The sequence below is a fragment of the Candidatus Obscuribacterales bacterium genome (genome assembly GCA_036703605.1).
Classification (GTDB): domain Bacteria; phylum Cyanobacteriota; class Cyanobacteriia; order RECH01; family RECH01; genus RECH01.
The window spans coordinates 1-20,699 of record DATNRH010000436.1 but is presented as its reverse complement, the minus strand read 5'-3'; the positions used below and the strand labels follow the sequence as shown (position 1 = coordinate 20,699).

The window sequence follows — 20,699 nt, the reverse complement described above, 5'->3', positions numbered from 1 at the left end:
CATGTCGCTGTTATACTTGGGCAGTTCTTCAACCTGCTTGTGAGTCAATGCGTCTACATAGACTCGATGATCGTTATAGTCAACACGGGCACGACCAACGGGCAGCAGTACGTTCTTCCCAAAAATCCAAATCCCGGTACTAACGACTAGGTAGCGAATTTTGCCGTCTTCATCGATCAATATATTATCAACCGATCCTACGTGATCATCCCGATCTGCATAGAGGTCATAGCCAATAATATCGTTATCGCCAAACATTTCCGGATAATCAGGATAGAAGTCTTTAATCTTATGTAATGCCATGGGATTTCCTTCTTTTTTAACTAAGTTCTACTACTACGATAGAGAGCCCCATTGATATTGGTATCTCTCTGTTGACTTAGTTCAAGGTGAGATTGAAGTCATGGCTCAGCGAGCGATCTATCTCTAAGGTCGCACGTAAATAAAACACTTCTTAATGTTCAAAGTCAAACCTGTGGATTTCTGGGACAGATGAACCAAAATCCTCACGTTTCTTGAAAATTCAAAGGGTTTGTTAGATAAAATCATCTTTCTACAGGAGGATCTAAAAAAACGTTTTCAGCAGCGTTAATGGGAAGTTCTTCCCCGCAGCATAGAGATGAAGAATAACCAATAAAATATCTTCCCTTGAGAAGGATGGGGATTGTTTGACAGCATAGTCAGTTTGTTTCGCCAGCACTCGTCCTCTCTGCCAGACAAGCACACGGGCAAGAATACCCCATATGGACGAAAGATGAGGCTTTGAGAGCGTTCAGCGTATTTTTTGCCCAAATTCCCTCATCTCTGGCGTATCAGCGCATGATGGAGGGCAACAAAGGGAAAAGCAATGCCCAAAGCCTGTTTGAAGTCCATTAGATTCCAAGCGACCACCACATCCGAGATTGACTAGAGGCGGTGGCCCCGGAGTAGGTCTTTCCATGGTTTGAGGATACCCTGTAGGTGTTTGAACAGCTGTGGCAGTTAGAAGACTTTTGCTCCGTTGTTGATAGCCTTAGACGGCGCTGCATACTTCAGTTCGAGCCAAATTCACTGCTCAAGCTGTTCAACTTAGTTCGTACTGAGAATTGTTGGATTAGTGGGGGATTAGTAGACAGCAGGAGCATCCCTGGGATGTCCTGCCATATGCCCCTACAGATGAGGTGCTGGAGCCGATTAGATTGAATCGCTAGGGGCATCGCTGGGTGTTTTGATGGCGATCGCTTCTTCGGTAGTATTCTCCTCTTCCTGACGCTGGAGCATCTGGAAAATTGAATCGCGCTCTAGTAGACCGAGCACCTGGTTGTTCTCATTGACGACCACGACGACGCCAGCATTATCGTCTTGGAAGAGACCGAGGGCTTCTAGCAGCGGCATCTTGGCAGGAACGGTTGTCAGGGTTTCAATGGGATGGGTGAGTTGGTTAACAGTTACTGACCACCAGTCGTTGGTGGGAATGGTTTTCAGGGCATCCACATCGATTTCGCCGACGAGCTGACCGTCGTCATTGGTGACCAAGAACTTGCGCCAGTCGCGCTGGCTGCCAATGATGTAGTTGTTGGCCAATTCTCGCAGCGATTGACTGCCTTTGGTGACGGGGCTGTCGGCATAGATGGCGTCTAGGGCCGTGTAGCCGCTCATCTTTTCTTGGATAGCTGCCGACTGAGCCGAGCGACCCGCATTTTGTAGGAGGAACCAGCCGATCAGCAACGTCCAGACACTGCCGAAGCTGGTGAGATTAAAGATGGAGGCAACCCCCAAGAGAATGCCGACCCAGCCGAAGAATTGACCGACGATGCTGGCAAAGGCAATACCTTTGTAGGGTTTGCCAGTAATTTTCCAGACCAGGGCTTTGAGGACGTTGCCGCCGTCGAGGGGTAGACCGGGGATTAGGTTGAATACACCGAGGGCGAGGTTAATGTAGGCCAATAAGCCCACGATCGCTTGGAAGGGCCCCGGCAGAGGCACAACAGCGCCGACCAAGGAAAAAATGCCGAATAGGAGAAAGCTGACTAATGGGCCAGCGATCGCCACCTTGAAGGCATCGCCTGGGGTTTTGGATTCTTCGCCGAGGCTAGCCAGTCCACCAAAAATGAAGAGGGTGATGGAATTCACTTCAATGCCTTGGCTGAGCGCCACCACGCTATGCCCTAGCTCATGGGCTAATACCGACGCGAACAACATCAGCGCTGCTGCTAACCCCAGTACCCAAGCCAGTGCCCCTAGTTCTGGAAAGACCACGGCAAGCTGTCCGCTGTAGGTGAGGGTGACTAGCCCCAACACAATGAACCAGGAGGGATTGACGTAAAAGGGAATCCCGAACAAGTTGCCAATGCGTATGTTGTTGTTCATGCAGGTTATCCCGTGAGTTCAGTAATAGATGCAGGGGCGCGATCGCGCGGTTACCAGAATTAGACCATGGCAAATCGGTACTGGCTCTGCACCTATCTCCAATCTTAATGAAGTCCGTCCGATTATCCTACGTTCTCTAGACGGGTAAATGCCGCCCGATTTGGTTCGGTTCGAAGGCTGCACTCTGTCCTTAGACCTAGACTGACGGGCGATTCACCTCCAGTTCGGTTGGGGCGGCATAGTCGCCGGTATAGAGGGTGGTAAACCGCTGGGAGATGGAATGGTTCCACAAATCAATGAAATCTGCCAGGGAAAAAGGAAGAGATCCCTCACGGGCAGGTGGCTCTAGGGCATCGAGGTCGTAGAAATGGATGCGTTCGATGGGCGTCAAGGGATGGGCATCGGGAATGTTGGCGCGATACTGGCCTTGGTCGTCCAGCTCCGAGAAGCAATAAAGCTGATAGTAGTTTTCACCCACGATGGTGCGGTACTGCACGAGAGCGTAGACATCCACGGGGCAGACGGGAAACTGCAGGGCGATCGCCAGCCGTTTTTGGTAGGGCAACATGGGGCTACGAACGCTGCTGCGGATGCCGTAGTAGCCAACTTTGTCGGGCTGGAGGGGATATTTGCGATGGCGGGGCTGGATGTAGTTGCGCATCAGAGTCGCCACATCCAAGGTTTCGGCGGTGTAGGTGCCGATGGTGCTCACCAGGATATCGGTGCTGGGCTGGGAGCCAATGTTATAGATCTCTAGGGTGAGGGTGCCGGAGGGGCGATCGCTACTCAGGTCGCAGTAGAGATGGGGAAAGGTGGTCAGCCGCAGTTGCTGGTCTAAGCTGCTGCGGTAGAGGTGGCTTTCGCGGCGCACGGTTTGCAGCAGTTGAAACACAAACCAGGTGTAGAAGGCAACCAGACCCAAGAGGATGAGGCTGGCGATGAGAAGAAGAGAGTCCATGCTGAATGCTCGGCGGTTGTAGGATCAAGCCAGATTGGGGACGGGGGATGTTCGGAAGACTGGAGACGACAACGCCTAGAGTGTAGTCGATGGGCAGAAGGATCAGGATTGGTCAACATCTGCTCACCTACATCCCATTTTCGTCCCTCCAATGGTATTAAAGGAAAGGGAATCACACCAATATTCACCATTTCTCCTGCTTCCCACCGTTGTTCCTACGGAGTGCATCCCAGTTTTGCAAGTTGACCCACCCTCCGGGAAGCGCAAGCTCTACATCCCCCAACCCCTTCTCCCAGAGCGGGGGGAGTCGGATTCAAAGTCCCTCTCCCGTTCTGGGAGAGGGATTTAGGGTGAGGGCAGGGATGCCAGTGAATCAGCCGTCGTTCCTACGTTCCCAAGCTTCTGCTCCCGGCAGTTCTGTTGTTTATGTCCACGCCTTCTCCCGAGCCAGATTTTAGCGCCTACGTTGATCACACCGCTGCTTTGATGGGGCTATCGCTTCCCCCGGAGTCCCGTACGGCGGTGATTCGCAATGTGACGATGATCTACGGTGTAGCCCAGCCGGTGATTGCCTTTGAGCTATCTCCCGCAGACGATCTTTCCCCTATCTTTTCGCCAGATTTTCCAAGCCATGATTGACCTCGCCACTGCCGATGCGATCGCCACTGCCGCCGCTGTGCGGGCCCAGACCGTCAGCGCCGTGGATGTCGTCACCGCCAGCCTCGATCGCATCCAGGCCCAGGATGCCCGACTAAATTGCTTCACGGCGGTTTTAGCCGACGATGCCATGGCCCAGGCCCAAGCGGTGGATGAAGCGATCGCTGCTGGACAAGACCCAGGGCCCTTGGCAGGTGTGCCCTTTGCGGTGAAAAACCTGTTTGACATCGCCGGTCTGACTACCCTAGCCGGTTCCATGATTGAGCGAGATACGCCCCCCGCCATCCAGGATGCCACAGCGATCGCCCGCCTCAAGCAATCCGGGGGCATCCTCATGGGGGCGCTGAACATGGACGAATATGCCTACGGGTTTGTCACGGAAAATACCCACTACGGCAACACCCGCAATCCCCATGATGTAGACCGAGTGGCAGGGGGCTCCTCCGGCGGCTCAGCGGCATCCGTAGCGGCGGGCTTGGTGCCCCTCACCCTGGGGTCAGATACCAACGGCTCGATTCGCGTTCCGGCGTCTCTTTGCGGCATTTTTGGCCTCAAGCCCACCTATGGCCGCCTGTCGCGGGCCGGGAGCTTCCCCTTTGTCGCCAGCTTGGATCACATCGGCCCCTTCGCCCGCTCCGTGCGTGACGTCGCCGCTAGCTTTGATGCCATACAGGGCCCTGACCCACGGGATCCGGTGTGCAGCGATCGCCCCCCCGTAACCACCCTCGATCAGCTGCATGGCGATCCCGATGCCCTGCGGATAGCGATCGCCGATAACTACTTTGCCCAAGGCGGCCTGCCCGAGGTGTTTGCCGCTCTAGACCAGGTGGCCAGCGCCCTCGGGGTCACTCAGCGAGTCACCCTGCCAGAATCGAGCCGGGCCCGGGCCGCTGCCTATGTGATCACGGCCAGCGAGGGCGGCAATCTTCACATGGCTAACCTCAGACGACGGGCCCAAGACTTCGACCCCGCCACCCGCGATCGCCTGATTGCCGGGGCGATGGTGCCTAGCGATTGGTATATTCAGGCGCAGCGATTCCGCCGTTGGTACCAGGCTCAGGTCGCTCAAGTATTCCAAACCGTAGACGTGATTATGACCCCTGCCACTCCCTGTCCTGCGCCGGAAATTGGCCAAACCCGCATGGTGATCGACGGCGTGGAGCTGGTGCCCCGTGCCCATCTCGGTTGCTTCACCCAGCCCATTTCCTTCATTGGTCTACCGGCGCTGTCGGTGCCGGTGGCCCGCCCCGGCGCACTACCCATCGGCGTCCAGCTCATTGCCGCGCCCTACCAAGAAGCGAAGCTCTTCCAAGTGGCGGCGGCCCTAGAACGGCAAGGTGTAGTGGCTAGCCCTGTGGCATCCTAGAAGAAGGCGATCGCTTCTGGAGCCATGACCCCATCTCCTCCCCTGCCCCACCAGCCCCTTGTCCATGAACTTGACCTGATGATTCGGGCCCGCTTTCCGATTCTCTACATCGTGTCGGTGGAGGAGGAGCCGGTGGAACAGGTTCTGCAGCGGGTAGCGGCGCTCACCGATCCGCCTCGACACCTGCTGTTGTGGGACGTGGTGCGGGGCTGGAGCGATGACGGCACGGCCAAGGGATCGGTGATGGCAGCTCTGGCGCGCATTGCCCAGGTGCCGCCCCAAGAGCCCGTACTATTTGTGTTACGGGATCTGCATCCCACCCTACAGCAGCCCAACAGTGAAAAACAGGCTCCGGTAATCCGCGAACTGAAAAACCTGACCCGCGACCTGAAGCGCAGCCGCAAGACGCTGATCTTACTCAGCCATACCCTAGAAATTCCCCCTGGGTTAGCGGAAGATATTACGGTCATTGATTTTCCCTTACCTGATGCAGCAGAGATTAACTATCTGATTTCATCGCTGGTGGTGACCGATACGCTGAAGGTGACTGGCCTAGCGCGGGAACAGCTCGTCAAAGCCTGCCAGGGTCTGAGTCGAGAACGTATTCGTCGAGTTTTGGCGAAGGCGATCGCTGCCAAACAGCAGGTGAATGAATCCGACATTTTGAATGTTTTGGAGGAGAAAAAACAGGCAATTCGCCAGACGGGAATTCTAGAATTCTTTACTCCCCAAAATTCCCTGAAAAGCGTTGGGGGTTTGGAAAACCTAAAGCTCTGGGTGCGGATGCGGCAGGATGCCTTCACGGAAGAAGCACGACGCTATGGCATCCCCAATCCTAAGGGTGTCCTACTGGTGGGCATTCAGGGCACCGGGAAATCGCTCTCCGCCAAGACCATTGCCAGTGAATGGCGACTGCCGCTGCTAAGACTCGATAGCGGCCGCCTCTTTGGCGGCATCGTGGGCGAGAGCGAAAGCCGGGTGCGGCAGATGATTCAGTTGGTGGAAGCGATCGCTCCCTGTGTGCTATGGATTGATGAAATCGACAAAGCCTTCGGCAACATTACCAGCGGTGCTGATGGCGATTCGGGCACCAGTCGGCGAGTCTTCGGTAGCTTAATTACCTGGATGCAGGAAAAAACCAGCCCAGTCTTCATCGTAGCGACGGCCAATAATGTGCAAATTCTGCCCGCCGAACTGCTGCGCAAGGGACGATTTGACGAAATCTTTTTCCTCAACTTACCTACAGAAGCAGAGCGCCAGGATATTTTCAAGGTACATCTGCAAAAACTGCGTCCCACCCGTCTGCGAGAGTTTGACCTAGCCCTTCTGTCTCGCCAGGCTAAGAACTTCAGCGGTGCGGAAATTGAGCAGGTGATCATCGACGGCGTCCATCGAGGCTATAGCCAAGTGGTCAACGGTCAGCGTCGAGACTTCACCACCGAAGATATTATGCTGGCGATCGAGGAAACCGTACCCCTAGCCGCGATCGCTCGCGACCAAATTGAATACCTGAAGCGTTGGGCAGCGGAAGCCGGAGCTAGAACGGCCTCGAAGGATGGTCAGCTCATGGCAGAACTGCGCCGCTACGCCACTCAACGCGGCATTGATTCCTCGGAGCGGGAGTGAGGGATAAGGGCCAGGAGTGAGCTAGCGAGAGAGGTCAAAACTGATGCTACTACAGAAGATATCCAGCTTCTATCATCCACGGTTGTCCCATGAAAACCCAGGTCAGTTAGGATAGATGATACATCGGTACAAGAAACGATTCAGCCCAAGAACAACAACAGTGCTGAACTCAATGTATGAGGAGTGGAGCCATGTGCTTTTCTGCAACCGCGAGTTTCACCATCAGTGCCGCGCTTCTGCCCATTGGCGGGTGGTGTATCAACAAAGCTTGGCAAAGCGATCGCCACTACCTACCCCTGGCCGCCTTCCCGCTGGCTTTTGGCATCCAGCAAGCCATTGAAGGCGTCGTCTGGCTGGGGCTAGACGCCAATGATTCAGCCATGGTTGCAGCGGCGGCAACGGGATTTATCTTCTTTTCCCATGGTTTCTGGCTTGTCTGGACGCCGTTCATGGCCTGGATGCTCGAAACGCGATCGCGCCTCAGGCGGCTGTGGCAGACGATGACCCTAGTGGGAATGCTGTTGGCTGCCTATTTCTTGGTGCCCTTAGTGCTCAATCCCGATTGGCTGACCGTGACTGTCCAGGAGCGATCGCTCACCTATATGCTCCAAAACCTGACGCCCTATCCTTTCTTGGAACACCTAGGGCGATCGCTTTACATTTCGATTATCTTAGCCCCGTTACTGTTGGTGAATCAGTCTGCCGTGCAGGGACTAGGCTGGCTAGTTTTTGCGGCATTGGTGGTTGTGTCTCGATTTTTTAGTGCAGGTTTGGTTTCTGTCTGGTGTTATTTTGCCGCAGTGGCGTCGCTCTATGTAGGTTATCTGTTTTATCAAGATATTGCTGAAGAGCGATCGCTTCCGGCAGAAGAAGGTTAGACGATGAGACAAGCTAGGCACTTAGATGATGACCATAGTTTTGGTTTCAGAGCATGAACGCAACACCATGACCCATGACAGGATCTTCGAGGTGTTGAGTTAGCATAGGGCTAATGAACCCCGCCATAAATCCATGTCCCACTTCTCCGCTATCAAGACTCAGATTAAGAGTGCTGATGCTCTCCTGCAAGCCTTGGCAGACCTTGGTTTCCGCACCGTGGAACATCACACAACCGCCCAACCGCTGTATGGCTACCAAGGAGACCTGCGATCGCAAACCGCTGAGGTGATCGTTCGCCGCAAGTATCTTGGCCATCTCAGTAACGACCTTGGCTTCAAGCGCCAGGCTGACGGCACTTACCAAGCAATTATTTCTGACTACGATCGCGGCCATGACTATGGTCAAGATTGGCTCAATCAACTCACCCAGCGCTATGGTTACCATCACCTGAAAGCGATCGCCCCGGCCCAAGGGTTTGCGATCGAAGAGGAAGAAACGCTGGCTGATGGCACGATTCGTCTTGTGGTGGGTCGCTGGCAGTAAGTCAGACATCGCTCAGCATCTAGCTATCCTGGTTAAAGATGGTCAACCGGGGGACTGCCTAATCTGAAGGTAGGGCTAAGGATCTAGGTCGATCAATCGGCCAAAAACCGCCAGACTTTTATGTTCATAGACTAACAAATCTGTGGAACATATCTGCAATACAAAATAATCCTTACAACCTGAATTATTGGTCACAAAATTTTGGAGCCCTCTATCGAGAAATCTACGTAAGGGAAATGGAAGTATATCTAAAAAAAACTTAGAAATATCTTCTGCATTCTCACAAGTCTGAATCACATTCTGTCTGGTTATGGAAGGATTTGCTCTGAGGGCTAAGTCCACACAAACTTTTGGCGGAATGACAGTCGTTGCATGTTGAATATAGTCGTCTTCACTGGGTTTGGTGGCAGCCATAGAGATAAGTGTGGCTGTTAGCCCAGCAAGTACTATTGTACCTAGTGTATTCATAGGTGCTCCCCGATAAAAATGCTTTCATCAGATGTATACAAATGCCGATACCCCACTCTTCGGTTGAGGATTCGGCGGTTATGCATGGAACACGTGTCTAATGTTCAAGAGTGGTATTAAGGTCGCTTCAAATGCCGAATGCAGCCTGATCGCCTTAACCTTCAGCAACACCTGTCAAAAGCCGATCGCTCTGTGGTACCCTTTGCGAGTTAGTGTCCTAGGGTACAACGGTGTAAACCAGACCCCTGAGACAATCGCCCATGAATGTCAACATTGAGGGAGTGCTATGAGCTATCGCATGGATCGCCGCGCCTATGCCGAAACCTACGGGCCCACCGTAGGCGATCGCATCCGATTGGCTGATACAGCTCTGATTATCGAAGTGGAGCAGGACTTTACCACCTACGGCAACGAGGTGAAGTTTGGCGGCGGCAAAGTGATCCGCGATGGTATGGGACAATCGCCCATCTCCACGGCGGAGGGTGCTGTGGACACCGTGATCACCAATGCGCTGATTTTGGACTGGTGGGGCATTGTCAAGGCGGATGTGGGGCTCAAAAATGGACGGATCTACAAAATCGGCAAAGCTGGCAATCCCTACATTCAAGATGACGTAGACATTATTATCGGGCCGGGTACGGAGGCGATCGCTGGCGAGGGCATGATTCTCACGGCGGGTGGCATTGATGCCCACATTCACTTCATCTGCCCCCAGCAAATTGAGACAGCGATCGCCTCTGGGGTGACGACGATGATCGGTGGTGGTACAGGCCCGGCCACCGGCACCAATGCCACCACCTGCACCCCCGGCGCTTGGCATATTTGGCGGATGCTGCAAGCAACGGATGCCTTTCCGCTGAACTTTGGCTTCATGGGTAAGGGCAACAGCGCTCAGCAGCCAGGATTGATTGAGCAGGTGATGGCGGGGGTGATCGGGCTGAAGCTCCATGAAGATTGGGGGACAACGCCAGCGGCGATCGATACCTGCCTGAGCGTTGCTGAGGACTATGATCTCCAGGTCGCCATCCACACCGATACCCTCAATGAAGCTGGTTTTGTGGAAGATACGATCGCTGCCTTTAAGGGACGAACGATTCACACGTATCATACGGAGGGTGCTGGGGGCGGTCATGCGCCAGATATTATCAAGGTTTGTGGCGAGTCTAATGTGTTGCCTTCTTCGACGAATCCCACCCGTCCCTATACGGTGAATACGTTAGAAGAACATTTGGATATGTTGATGGTGTGCCATCATCTGAGCCGCAGCATTCCTGAAGATGTGGCGTTTGCAGAATCGCGCATTCGCCGAGAAACGATCGCGGCTGAAGATATCTTGCATGACCTAGGTGCTTTTAGCATGATTTCTTCCGACTCCCAAGCCATGGGGCGCGTAGGCGAGGTGATTATCCGTACCTGGCAGACGGCCCATAAGATGAAGGTGCAGCGCGGCCCATTGTCGGAAGATAGCGATCGCAATGATAATCACCGAGCTAAGCGCTATGTGGCGAAGTACACGATTAACCCGGCTCTTACCCATGGCGTTGCCCATGAAATTGGCTCAGTTGAGGAAGGTAAGTTAGCGGATCTTTGTCTGTGGAAACCGGCGTTCTTTGGCGTGAAGCCAGAATTGGTGATTAAAGGCGGGGCGATCGCTTGGGCCCAGATGGGCGATCCTAATGCCAGTATTCCCACGCCCCAGCCGGTGCATATGCGGCCGATGTTTGGCAGCTATGGGGGGGCGATCGCGGCGACATCGCTGACCTTTGTCTCGAAGGCGGCAGTGGCTCAGGGCATTGCAGGTAAGATTGGGCTGCAAAAGCCAGCGGTGGCGGTGATGAATATCCGTAATGTGCGCAAGGCAGATATGAAGCTGAATAACTACCAGCCGGTGATGGAGGTGAATCCAGAAACCTACGAAGTGCGGGCCGATGGTGAGTTGCTCACCTGTGAACCGGCGGAGGTGCTGCCCATGGCCCAGCGCTACTTCCTGTTTTAAGCTCTCGGAGGCGATCGCTGCTCCCTTAATCGTTAGCAGGAACGATATACTCAGGATCGTAGCGCCCAATAGCGCCAAGGAGTATGGCATGTTTCAGGCGACCCGCCGCCGTTTAGCTCTGTGGTATACCACCGTGACAGCGGTGCTGCTGCTGCTGTTTGCCACCGGGTTTTACGTCTACGTGCGCAATACCTTGGTGGAGCGGGTGGACGATACCCTCAACCATGTGGTGGAAATTATTGGGCGATCGCTGGTGATTGAAGCCGTTCCCCAAGATAATCCCCTCGCGCCGCGCCAGTATCAGGTCAACCTAGAGGCAAGTTTTCGCGACAATGCCGATACGGTGGAAGACGACCATATTGATCTGGAATGGTTCAGTCCTACGGGTGACCTGCTGTGGTCTACCTTTGCCAGCCAGCCCCAAATTCCAGTTCACCTCAATCCCCAGGGTGAGACGGTGCATCTGAGCGGCGACCAAGTGCTGCGCCAGGTGACCCAGCGGATCGAGCGGGGGCGGCAGGTGTTGGGCTATCTACGGGTGAGTCATCCTTGGTTTGAGGTGACCAAGCCCACGCGGCGGCTGATTGTAGATTTGAGCCTAGGCACTAGTTTGATGGTAGGCGGGGTGGCGGCTATTGGCTGGCTGCTGTCGGGGTTGGCGATCGCTCCCGTGCGCGACTCCTATCAACGGCTGAAGCAGTTCACCGCTGATGCATCCCACGAATTGCGCAACCCGATCGCCGTGATTCAAACCAATGTGCAGGCGGCGCTGACGGATCCAGATCCAGAATGGCAGCAGCAACAACTCCAGGTGGTGGAACGGCTCACTCGGAGGCTGGGGCGGCTGGTGGATGACCTCCTGTTCCTGGCCCGTCAAGATAGTAGCCTGGTGACACTGCGGCAAGACCCGATTCAGCTTCGGGAGTTGCTCACCGAAGTTTTGGAAGAGCAGCACAGCATGGCAGATGAAAAGGCGATCGCCCTCCACTGGGCCCAGCCCGATGCCCAACCCAGTCCAGCCAGCCGCTACCATCTGCGGGGCGATCGCGATCAGCTAAGTCGCCTCTTCACCAACCTAGTCAGCAACAGTATTCGCTATACTCCCAACGGCGGTCAGGTACAGGTCACCCTAGAGGGGCGATCGCGCCATGGCCTACCGGGGTTGGAGATCGTCGTCCAGGATACCGGCATTGGCATCCCACCGGATGCTCTGCCCCATCTCTTTGATCGGTTCTACCGGGTTGATCCAGCTCGCACCCACAGCAGTGATGGCGATCGCCCCCAGTCGGCCGGATCGGGGTTGGGCCTGGCGATCGCTCAGGTGATTGTCGAAAACCACCACGGCACGATTACGATCGACAGCAGTCCGCAGCAGGGCACCCGCGTCACTGTTTTTCTACCCCAAGGGGAGCGATCGGAGGAGCTGACGTAACCTAGTTAGGGGTAGCATTACCTACCGTGCAGTTACTGATGAGAAGAGGATTGAGCGACGTCGAAACCCGGCAATGTAGCTTCCTTGAGTGACGTCTATCTACGAATTCTAGGGGGCGATCGCTAGCGGATAAACGATAGGTCAATATTGCCAAAATGTAGACAGAGAGCTAGGTTCATGGTTTCGAGCACCTGCACGAGCCATTGCACCGTTGCCTGTTCACAGCTTTCATAATGGTTGAACAAAATCGAGAGGCGGCGTTCTAGATAGGGCTTCACCTTGCGGCAAATCAGCACAATCTTCAGCAACAGCCCAGCGGTGACCACCGGGCCAAGGTTGCTGATCAGATCCATAAACACAAAATGGCGAGGATTTTGGGGACTTTCCACCACCAAGAAATTCAGGAGCTGGCTACAGGTGCGCACCACCAGAAAATCACTGAGACGGCGATCGTCATTTTCCGGCGATGCAACTCGGAGCTGTTGATAAAGCTGGTTGCTAAACTGCCGCGCCCCATAGTCGCCATCGACGGACGATGTGATGTATTCAAACAAATCATTCTTGAACAGTCGGTAGGACGGCGTGTGCTGACTGCGAGCCATGAACCCTTGGGCCAGGTCACGGTAGGTATTCGAGCCATCCACCCGTCCTAGATAATGCTTCAGCGCTCCTCCCAAGGCGCGATCGCCCAAGAGGGTAGGATTTTGCACCGTTGGGGCAGCGATCGCAGCCGCGCTGGGAGACATCGCAGGCGATCGCCGCACCATCGACGTTACATAACGGCTGAGGTCTACTTCAAACTGGCGCTGACGTTCAGCTTGGAGCTTGCGAACGGTAGATTTTTGTTCTGAGACGCTATCGTCATTCAGCAAACAATGCTCGTAGAGATAGGGATAGCGAGGAATTAACATGCCTAGGTCTTGGGAGCCAGAGCGATTGGTGTCTAGATGTTCGCTCAAAACCCTGGCTAAGCGCCGGAGGGTGAGGCATTGCTCCGTGCTGGTGAAATCAACCACCAAGTCTTGCAAGCGGCGGGTGCTGCGAGAGCGATAAAGCCCTCCTGATGTTGGCCGCGCCTGCACTTGATCGAACAGGGCAATCAAATCCAGCACGGCGGGCTGAAACTGCGATCGCGCCTGCCAACGGTTGATTAAAATGTGGCAACAGCGGTTCACCACAAAGCGAAACTCTTCATCCGCCGAGCCCGAACAAACAACCTGCCCCAAGGCCTTGGATATCTCGCGATCGCTGTAGGTTCCACCATCAATGAATAGGGACTTGAACCGCTGAATTAAGGCTTCCGGTGGTTCGCGATCAACCCACTGTAAGAAGTGGTCATACAACGCCTGTTCGCTAGATTCAATCGGTCTGCTATAGCTGCTCATGAGCTGGATGAACAGAACGAGCTCGTTCTGGAGTGAGGGTGAATGATCGTAATCGCGATAGCGAAGGGGTTTCAGCTAAACCTGATGGTGAGAGAAGCGTTCATTAATGTAACTCAAGTCAGATCCTCATGACTATATCCAGATGATGATTGACAAGAGCGGCTGAGTTGGCCTTTAAAGATGATTTAAGAATAATCGTGCCCCATATCGTACTACAGCATCGGGGGGAATCAGGGTGATCACGGTCATATCATCGGTTAAATCTGTCCCTAAACGATGAATCTTTCGTAAAGACTACGTGAAGTTGCGGAGATGACCAACGAGGCGGAGATGAACCTCTCGATCGTTAGGGATATCTGCCTCCCACGCTAGGCGTCCGGAGGAGCGGTATGATAGCACCTAGATTATGTCCTGCACCGATCGAAAGGCTGGCGATACACCTTGACGATCGCTCTCCAGTCTTTGGGTTAAGGGGCCTGTTCAACCTTCGCTAGTGTTGTCAGTTGTTGCAATCTCTATGGTCAAACCGTTTACCCTGGCTGATCTTGGTGTTCTCCTACCTGCTGCCACCAGCCCATCTAGCCTGGATCTGCATCAAGCGATCGCCCATATGACCACCGATAGCCGTACCCTACAGCCGGGCGATTTGTTTGTGGCGCTGCGGGGCGATCGCTTTGATGGTCATGACTTTGTAGCCCAGGTGTTAGAACAAGGGGCGATCGCGGCGGTGGTGGATCAGATTCCCCCAGGGTTGGAAGCCGCGCCCTTGTGGGTGGTGCCGGATACCCTGGCGGCCTACCAAGCCTTGGGTAGCGGTTGGCGGCAACGCTTTCCAGGGCCCGTTGTGGCGGTGACCGGGTCGGTGGGTAAAACGACGACGAAGGAGCTGATTGCAGCGGTGCTGGGCACCCAAGGCGCGGTGCTGAAAACCCGCGCTAACTACAACAACGAAATTGGCGTACCGAAGACCTTGCTAGAACTGACGGCGGCGCATCAGTTTGCGGTGGTGGAGATGGGAATGCGGGGGGCGGGAGAAATTGCCCTGTTGACCCAAATAGCCCAGCCCGATATTGCGGTGATCACCAACGTTGGCACGGCCCACATTGGTCGCCTGGGCTCGGAGCAGGCGATCGCCGATGCCAAGTGCGAACTGCTGGCCAACCTCCGTCCTGACGGCATAGCCATCCTCAACCACGACAACCAGCGGCTGATGGACACGGCCACTACAGTCTGGAACGGTCGCGTCCTCACCTACGGTCTAGACGGGGGCGATCTGCAGGGGGAATGGACAGCTCCTGACCAACTGCGGGTGCAGGGGCAGGCGATCGCCGTCCCGCTGCCCGGTCGCCATAACGCCATCAACTACCTCGCGGCCCTGGCGGTAGCCCAAGCGGTGGGTATCGATTGGACAACCCTCGGTGACGAGGTGCCGGTGACCCTGCCTGAGGGGCGATCCCGTTGCCACACCCTGCCCCAGGATGTGATGGTGCTGGATGAAACCTACAACGCGGGGGTAGAATCCATGACCGCAGCCCTGCGATTGCTGGCGGATACGCCCGGCCAGCGCCGCATTGCTATTTTGGGAACCATGAAAGAGCTGGGAGAGCGATCGCCCGCTCTGCATCGACAGGTGGGCCACGTGGCCCAGCAGCTCAATCTAGACCAGATCCTGATCCTGGCCGATCCAGAAGAACGAGATGCTCTAATCGCTGGCGCTGGATCCCTGCCATGCCATGTCTTTGAGACCCATCAGCAGGTGATTGATTATCTTCTAGACAGCGTCCAGCCCGGCGATCGCTACCTGCTTAAAGCATCCCGTGCCGTGGGGCTGGATCAGGTGGTTAACGCGTTGCTTGCCCAGTGGTCGTCTCAGGGATTGCCATTGCCCAGATCCTGATGATTGCGTCAAGATAAAGACGCAGAGGATTATTCAGACGATGGGGACGCAGTATGGTTTTGATTCGAGTTCCAAAACCCTGGCAGGTAATCGACCAGCCAGTTACCGCCGAATCCGCCTTCTGGGGACGGCGTAAGTTTATGAAATCTATGATCGGTCTGGGGGCGATCGCCGCCGCTGCACCGCTCACAGCCTGCCAAGCCTCCACCCAGCGCGATCGCGATCCCTTGGCGGGGGTGCAGGATCTCAATGCCGTGGCCAATGCTAATTTTCGGGAGGGCGATCGCCCGATCACCGGCCGTCAACTTGCGGCCACCTACAATAACTTCTACGAATTTGGCGGCACCAAGTCCATCTGGCAAAATGCCCAGGCCTTACCCACCAATCCCTGGACGCTGAACGTCGGCGGTTTGGTCAAAAACCCCACCACCTACGGCCTAGAAGACCTGCTCAACTTTCCCCTAGAAGAACGGGTCTATCGCTTCCGTTGTGTAGAAGCTTGGGCCATGGTGGTGCCCTGGATTGGCTTCCCCATGAGCCGAATTTTAGAGGCCGTGGAACCTAGCAGCGATGCCAAATACGTCCGCTTCACCTCCTACTACGACTCCGAGGTGACCAAAGGCCCCGGTCTGCGGTCGTCCTTCCTCCCCTGGCCCTACACCGAAGGGCTGCGCATCGAAGAAATGGCTAACGATCTCGCCTTTTTCGCTGTGGGAGCCTACGGGCAGACCCTGCCGAAACAGCACGGTGCTCCTATTCGCATGGTGGTGCCTTGGAAATATGGCTTTAAGGGTGCCAAGTCGGTGGTGGGCATTGAGTTTGTGGCCGAGCAACCCGCCACGTTTTGGAACACCATCAACGGCAATGAATATAAGTTTGAATCGAATGTGGAGCCAGATGTCCCCCATCCCCGCTGGTCACAAGCGACAGAACGCTTGGTCGGCCCTGGCTCCGAGTTTTCCTGGGAACAGCAACCGACGCTGCTCTACAACGGCTATGCCGACTACGTCGCTGATCTGTATGCCTAGCCGGTTAGCCGGTTGTTAAGTCTAGCTGATCTCTAGATTGCACCAAGGTCTAGCCCTCTTGAGTCACGCTTGGACAAAAGGAGATCACATCCCGCTGCTCACCTCATCCCTCCTTTGTCATGCTCGAACCCAAGGAGGTCAACGTCTTATTCTCTCGTTAGATATCGTTCGCTGTCATGACAAGAATTCGTCTGCCTGTGGTGGAGTCGTGAAGCTTCCTTCATCAACCCAAACGATAGGCAGGCGATCGCTCTCCCCAACCTAACAACCACGCAACCAAAAACGCAACGGCAAGCAACCTCTTTCTTTCATCTGCTTGATGCCCACACCCGCTGCAGACAACCTTTGCATCATAACTAATCGGCTCTCGGCGGTCGGTGTGTATGAGCTTTGTTAGGTTGTGGCTACTTACTACTTGCTTCAAGGAATTTACGACTATGGTGCGTTCCCAAAAATTTATCCATGAAGATGGTAGGGGGTGCAGTAGGGAACACACCCTACAAGATCAGCTATCGCACTAGATTTTCAACGGTATCGACATCGATTTCCTTCACCAATTCGATACATTTTGAATCCGCGTCAACTATCTCCAAGAGATACTTATTTTTCAGGTGATCAGCTTTAAAACTAGAAACATATACATCATAATGACTTTTTTCTTTCTTAAATTCAAGAATTCCAACCTTGCAGATCTCTAAAATCTCCGAGATCTTATGCCGGTGGAGGGAGATGAGAATTTCTTTCTTGCAAAAATTTTCTCCTGAAACTATATATTCTTTTGGAATAGGAACCCCATGATAAGCATAGACTTCAAAGCCATCAACAAATTGAATGGCGGGTTGTTCATTAGAATGGAGTCGATATTCGCTATCTACGTTAATAATCTGAGGTTTATTGCAAATTAGGCATATATCTTCATATGAAAAAATCCATCCACATTCTTGAACAATTTTCTGCAGGCAAAACCATTTCTCTAAATCATGACATTTTAGATGTAAAACTTCCAAGCAAAAATCAATGAAAGCTAGATACTCATAGAATGTATGGTTAAAGTCTTGAAGCCACCAGTAACGTTGAAACATAGTTTCTGGAGCGTTCAGGTCTTTTTGAAATCGTAGATTTAAATCTTTTGTCGCGAAATAGCACTCAAAAGCTAATTTCCAGCTTAACTGAGACCACCAGCGCATCTTTTCGCAAATACTATATATATATTTCTGACTACTAAAATCAAAGAGCTCATTAACTTGCGCTATCAGGTTAACGTTTAAAGCTATGTTATGTCCTTCATCTCCTGGCTCAAAAGTATTATATAAGTCTTCTGCTAGCTCCTGAATTAATATAACTGCTTGCTTGCTCAAGTCTCCTTTTCTGTTCAAGGTCATCAAACTTGCTTCATAAGGACTATCGCAAAATACAATTTGGGGTTCTGAGTAGCCTAAAACTCTATAAGCTCTTTGCACAAGATCCATGATGTAAGACTTGGGTTCAGATGATTTTGTGGAAAGTGCAATGTCAGTCCATTTTCTTAAATAGACATCAATTGCTTGCTCTTGTTCAAATGTTAGAACAGCTAAACTATTCATGACTGATTACTTCTTGCTCTCACAACTTATTAATTTATTTATTTTACTTTTTCGGGATTCCAATTCACGAGATTGATGTCTGAACTCTTACGCTTGACAGCCCTTTTTGCTTGCTGAGACTAAGCTACAGCTAACAACTTTGACGGAGAGAATGAAGTAGCATAACGCTAAGCTCAATGACTGCAAAATCTTTTGACACCCCACCGATCGCCCCTGTCAGTCCGTTGCAGCGACGTGTTAGCCTACACGCTCTGGCGATCGCCCCCACAACCCCTTCTGAGACACCCAACTCCCATCAACACGACCATTGTATACACCCTCTCACTCAACACAGACCATCTTTCGGGACTTTTAAGCTTTTCGCAAAACCTGGATGAACTAGACCGATCGCTCTCCCCAACCTAACGACCGAAAATGTACTGGCAAGCAAGCTCTCTATCTGACTGATAAAAGAGCGATCGCGCAAGGATGTGCAAACTTATGGGCATGATGGGGACTAACGTTCCCGCTCACCGGACACAGACAACCGCTGCACCTCAACGATAACTTAAGCTTGTTCCGGTGAAGCGGGGTCGTTGTGCTGTTGCAGAGTTGCATCTATGTCGCGCTGCAACTCTGCAACAGCATCCAAGATTGAGATAAAGCGTCGTCCAAAATCAGTTAGTTTGTACTCTACTCGCGGCGGAACCTCAGCATAAGCAACCCGCTCCAAAATTCCAAAGTCTACCATTTTGTTTAAGCAATCCCCTTGTACTTTCGTGCTCAACCCATCAATCGAGCGTGTGATAGCTCCGGGGCGATTCACTCCCTCACGAATTAACGTCAATATTCGGATTGACCACTTGCAGCCTACAACATGCTCTACCATTGCTGCCGCTGAGGTTGCGCTACCTTGTTTGTCTCTACTCATTTTGCCTACATCAAATTTTTTCTTCACGCTCCGCCTTAATTTCTACCAAAAAGTGCGTACCTCACCCAAAAGTGCTGACTTCCCTCCTCCCTTCCCATTTCTTAAGATACTGCTGTAATCACAAGCACCTCTATTGCTTCAACGAGGAAATCAGTATGTACTCAGAGTTTAAGCAAAAACACGCCCTTATCATCGGCGGAAGTAGCGGGATCGGACGAGCGGTTGCAGAAATTCTGCTCACTCAAGGTACAGTCGTCACAATCGTAGGGCAAAATCTGGAAAAACTTCAGGCGGTGGTATCTGATTTGGGACAGCACGGTAGTCTCCGAATCTGGCAAGCGGATATCAGCAATCGCCAAGACACAGTTCGGCTAGTTGAACATATTGCTTCCCAGTTGCCAAATGTTCAGTACCTTGTTAATTCGGCTGGTATTTTTCAGCCAAAGCCATTTCTTGACCATTCAGAGGCAGACTACGATAGCTATCTCGACATCAATCACGGTACTTTCTTTGTCACCCAGCAAGTTGTTCGTAACATGGTACAGCAGGGGCAAAGCGGCGCAATCGTCAACGTTGGCTCAATGTGGGCACATCAAGCTGTACTTGCAACACCCTCCGCTGCATACTCAGTAGCGAAAGCGGGATTACACTCCCTTACCCAACACTTAGCTATGGAACTAGCTCAGTACCAAATTCGGGTCAATGCGGTTGCACCTGCCGTCGTAGAAACCCCGATCTATGGTGCTTTTATCAATCCAGAAGAGATTCATACAACGTTGCAGGGTTTCAATAACTTCCATCCAATGGGTCGTGTGGGTCAGCCAACTGATGTTGCAGAGGTGATCGCCTTCCTGCTATCTAATCGTTCTGCTTGGGTTACGGGTGCGATATGGAATGTGGATGGTGGCGTGATGGCGGGACGTAATTCCTAATCTTGGAGGCTAACCGATCAACTTCAAGCTACTGCCACAATCTGAAATATAATCAGCACAACGACGCCCATCACCCGCCGCAGATAATCTTTGAATTTTATCAGATAACTCTCCGGCGTACATGGGCGTTGTTAGACTGCGTCGCTTGCTTGCTTAGAGTCCAGAAATTTGTGGGTTCCTGAGAATTTATCGGTGAAGTAGTTGGGAGTTCTAGTGCAGAACCCCCCTACAAAATCGGTGCTTGCACTTGACCTAATGCAGACATTCGGTTTGGCTTCGATTTAATGTTAGCGTTTGAAATCGCCAAATAAAAACCACTGCTGCGATCGCCACTGCAATCAAAAGTCCTAGCCACAAACCAACACCACCTAAATTCCATCTAAATGCCAGCCAATAACCACTCGTTAAGCCAATACACCAGTAGGACACAAAGCTAAACACCATCGGCACACGAGTATCCTGTAAACCCTGTAATGCGCCATAGGCAATTTTCTGTAATCCATCAAAGAGATGGGCGATCGCCCCAACTCGCATCATGGCGATAGCAAGCTCAACAACGGCATAATTTTCTGGAGCAGAAACATCGATATACAGTCCAACGGCTTGCCGAGGAAACATTAAAAGTGCGATCGCAATGATGGCTGTCCATGCAGTACCAACACCAAAACTCACAAAACCGGCTTGTCGCAT

18 protein-coding genes and 1 pseudogene are annotated in these 20,699 nt (G+C 52.9%); 11 read left to right on the top strand and 8 right to left on the bottom strand.

Annotation, left to right across the window (positions count from 1 at the left end; all coding sequences use genetic code 11):
• Positions 1-303: PRC-barrel domain-containing protein (locus tag V6D20_09165; GenBank protein ID HEY9815947.1), on the bottom strand; the 303-nt coding region annotated here is incomplete at its 3' end.
• Positions 304-676: 373 nt separating this feature from the next.
• Between V6D20_09165 and V6D20_09160 the strand changes: the two are divergent.
• Positions 677-1,069: pseudogene (locus V6D20_09160) on the top strand (ISNCY family transposase).
• Positions 1,070-1,173: 104 nt separating this feature from the next.
• On the opposite strand, the gene V6D20_09155 reads toward V6D20_09160, so the two are convergent.
• A complete protein-coding gene (locus V6D20_09155; protein HEY9815946.1) occupies positions 1,174-2,349 on the bottom strand; it encodes a site-2 protease family protein in 1,176 nt (391 codons plus the stop codon).
• Positions 2,350-2,545: 196 nt separating this feature from the next.
• Positions 2,546-3,307 carry a hypothetical protein gene (locus V6D20_09150; GenBank protein HEY9815945.1) on the bottom strand — a complete coding sequence of 254 codons (762 nt, stop codon included), beginning with the start codon at positions 3,305-3,307 and terminating at the stop codon, positions 2,546-2,548.
• 426 nt (positions 3,308-3,733) lie between these two features.
• Here V6D20_09150 and V6D20_09145 point away from each other — a divergent pair, with 426 nt between their 5' ends.
• The 5 genes from V6D20_09145 (at position 3,734) to V6D20_09125 (ending at position 8,378) form a co-directional block, all read left to right on the top strand.
• The gene (locus tag V6D20_09145) at positions 3,734-3,946 is read left to right on the top strand and encodes a DUF4089 domain-containing protein (GenBank protein HEY9815944.1); all 213 of its coding nucleotides are present in this window, start codon (positions 3,734-3,736) and stop codon (positions 3,944-3,946) included.
• Positions 3,939-5,330 carry an AtzE family amidohydrolase gene (locus tag V6D20_09140; protein HEY9815943.1) on the top strand — a complete coding sequence of 464 codons (1,392 nt, stop codon included), beginning with the start codon at positions 3,939-3,941 and terminating at the stop codon, positions 5,328-5,330. The genes V6D20_09145 and V6D20_09140 overlap by 8 nt, the downstream gene beginning before the upstream one ends.
• A gap of 24 nt (positions 5,331-5,354) precedes the next feature.
• Positions 5,355-6,956, top strand: a complete 1,602-nt coding sequence (locus tag V6D20_09135) for an AAA family ATPase (GenBank protein HEY9815942.1) — start codon at positions 5,355-5,357, stop codon at positions 6,954-6,956.
• 191 nt (positions 6,957-7,147) lie between these two features.
• The gene (locus V6D20_09130) at positions 7,148-7,834 is read left to right on the top strand and encodes a DUF6629 family protein (protein ID HEY9815941.1); all 687 of its coding nucleotides are present in this window, start codon (positions 7,148-7,150) and stop codon (positions 7,832-7,834) included.
• 133 nt (positions 7,835-7,967) lie between these two features.
• On the top strand, positions 7,968-8,378 hold the full coding sequence (locus tag V6D20_09125) for a DUF1257 domain-containing protein (GenBank protein HEY9815940.1): 411 nt from the start codon (positions 7,968-7,970) through the stop codon (positions 8,376-8,378).
• A gap of 75 nt (positions 8,379-8,453) precedes the next feature.
• Here V6D20_09125 and V6D20_09120 read toward each other — a convergent pair whose 3' ends face one another.
• Positions 8,454-8,846, bottom strand: coding sequence for a hypothetical protein (locus tag V6D20_09120; GenBank protein HEY9815939.1), 393 nt, complete (start codon positions 8,844-8,846; stop codon positions 8,454-8,456).
• 286 nt (positions 8,847-9,132) lie between these two features.
• On the opposite strand from V6D20_09120, the gene ureC reads away from it, so the two are divergent.
• Both ureC and V6D20_09110 read left to right on the top strand, forming a co-directional pair.
• Positions 9,133-10,842 carry an urease subunit alpha gene (gene ureC, locus V6D20_09115; protein ID HEY9815938.1) on the top strand — a complete coding sequence of 570 codons (1,710 nt, stop codon included), beginning with the start codon at positions 9,133-9,135 and terminating at the stop codon, positions 10,840-10,842.
• Positions 10,843-10,930: 88 nt separating this feature from the next.
• On the top strand, positions 10,931-12,274 hold the full coding sequence (locus tag V6D20_09110) for a HAMP domain-containing sensor histidine kinase (GenBank protein HEY9815937.1): 1,344 nt from the start codon (positions 10,931-10,933) through the stop codon (positions 12,272-12,274).
• 122 nt (positions 12,275-12,396) lie between these two features.
• Here V6D20_09110 and V6D20_09105 read toward each other — a convergent pair whose 3' ends face one another.
• A complete protein-coding gene (locus V6D20_09105) occupies positions 12,397-13,659 on the bottom strand; it encodes a hypothetical protein (GenBank protein ID HEY9815936.1) in 1,263 nt (420 codons plus the stop codon).
• 517 nt (positions 13,660-14,176) lie between these two features.
• Here V6D20_09105 and murF point away from each other — a divergent pair.
• A complete protein-coding gene (gene murF / locus V6D20_09100) occupies positions 14,177-15,556 on the top strand; it encodes a UDP-N-acetylmuramoyl-tripeptide--D-alanyl-D-alanine ligase (GenBank protein HEY9815935.1) in 1,380 nt (459 codons plus the stop codon).
• 53 nt (positions 15,557-15,609) lie between these two features.
• Positions 15,610-16,584 carry a protein-methionine-sulfoxide reductase catalytic subunit MsrP gene (gene msrP / locus V6D20_09095; protein ID HEY9815934.1) on the top strand — a complete coding sequence of 325 codons (975 nt, stop codon included), beginning with the start codon at positions 15,610-15,612 and terminating at the stop codon, positions 16,582-16,584.
• Positions 16,585-17,093: 509 nt separating this feature from the next.
• On the opposite strand, the gene V6D20_09090 is transcribed toward msrP, so the two are convergent.
• Together V6D20_09090 and V6D20_09085 are read right to left on the bottom strand one after the other, a co-directional pair.
• Positions 17,094-18,167, bottom strand: coding sequence for a hypothetical protein (locus V6D20_09090; GenBank protein ID HEY9815933.1), 1,074 nt, complete (start codon positions 18,165-18,167; stop codon positions 17,094-17,096).
• Between the two features lie 547 nt (positions 18,168-18,714).
• Entirely contained in the window at positions 18,715-19,104 is a 390-nt protein-coding gene (locus V6D20_09085; GenBank protein ID HEY9815932.1) for a helix-turn-helix domain-containing protein, read from the bottom strand.
• Positions 19,105-19,232: 128 nt separating this feature from the next.
• Here V6D20_09085 and V6D20_09080 point away from each other — a divergent pair, with 128 nt between their 5' ends.
• Positions 19,233-20,009, top strand: coding sequence for an SDR family NAD(P)-dependent oxidoreductase (locus V6D20_09080; GenBank protein ID HEY9815931.1), 777 nt, complete (start codon positions 19,233-19,235; stop codon positions 20,007-20,009).
• Positions 20,010-20,261: 252 nt separating this feature from the next.
• On the opposite strand, the gene V6D20_09075 is transcribed toward V6D20_09080, so the two are convergent.
• The coding region (locus V6D20_09075; protein ID HEY9815930.1) for an MATE family efflux transporter at positions 20,262-20,699 on the bottom strand (438 nt) is incomplete at its 5' end.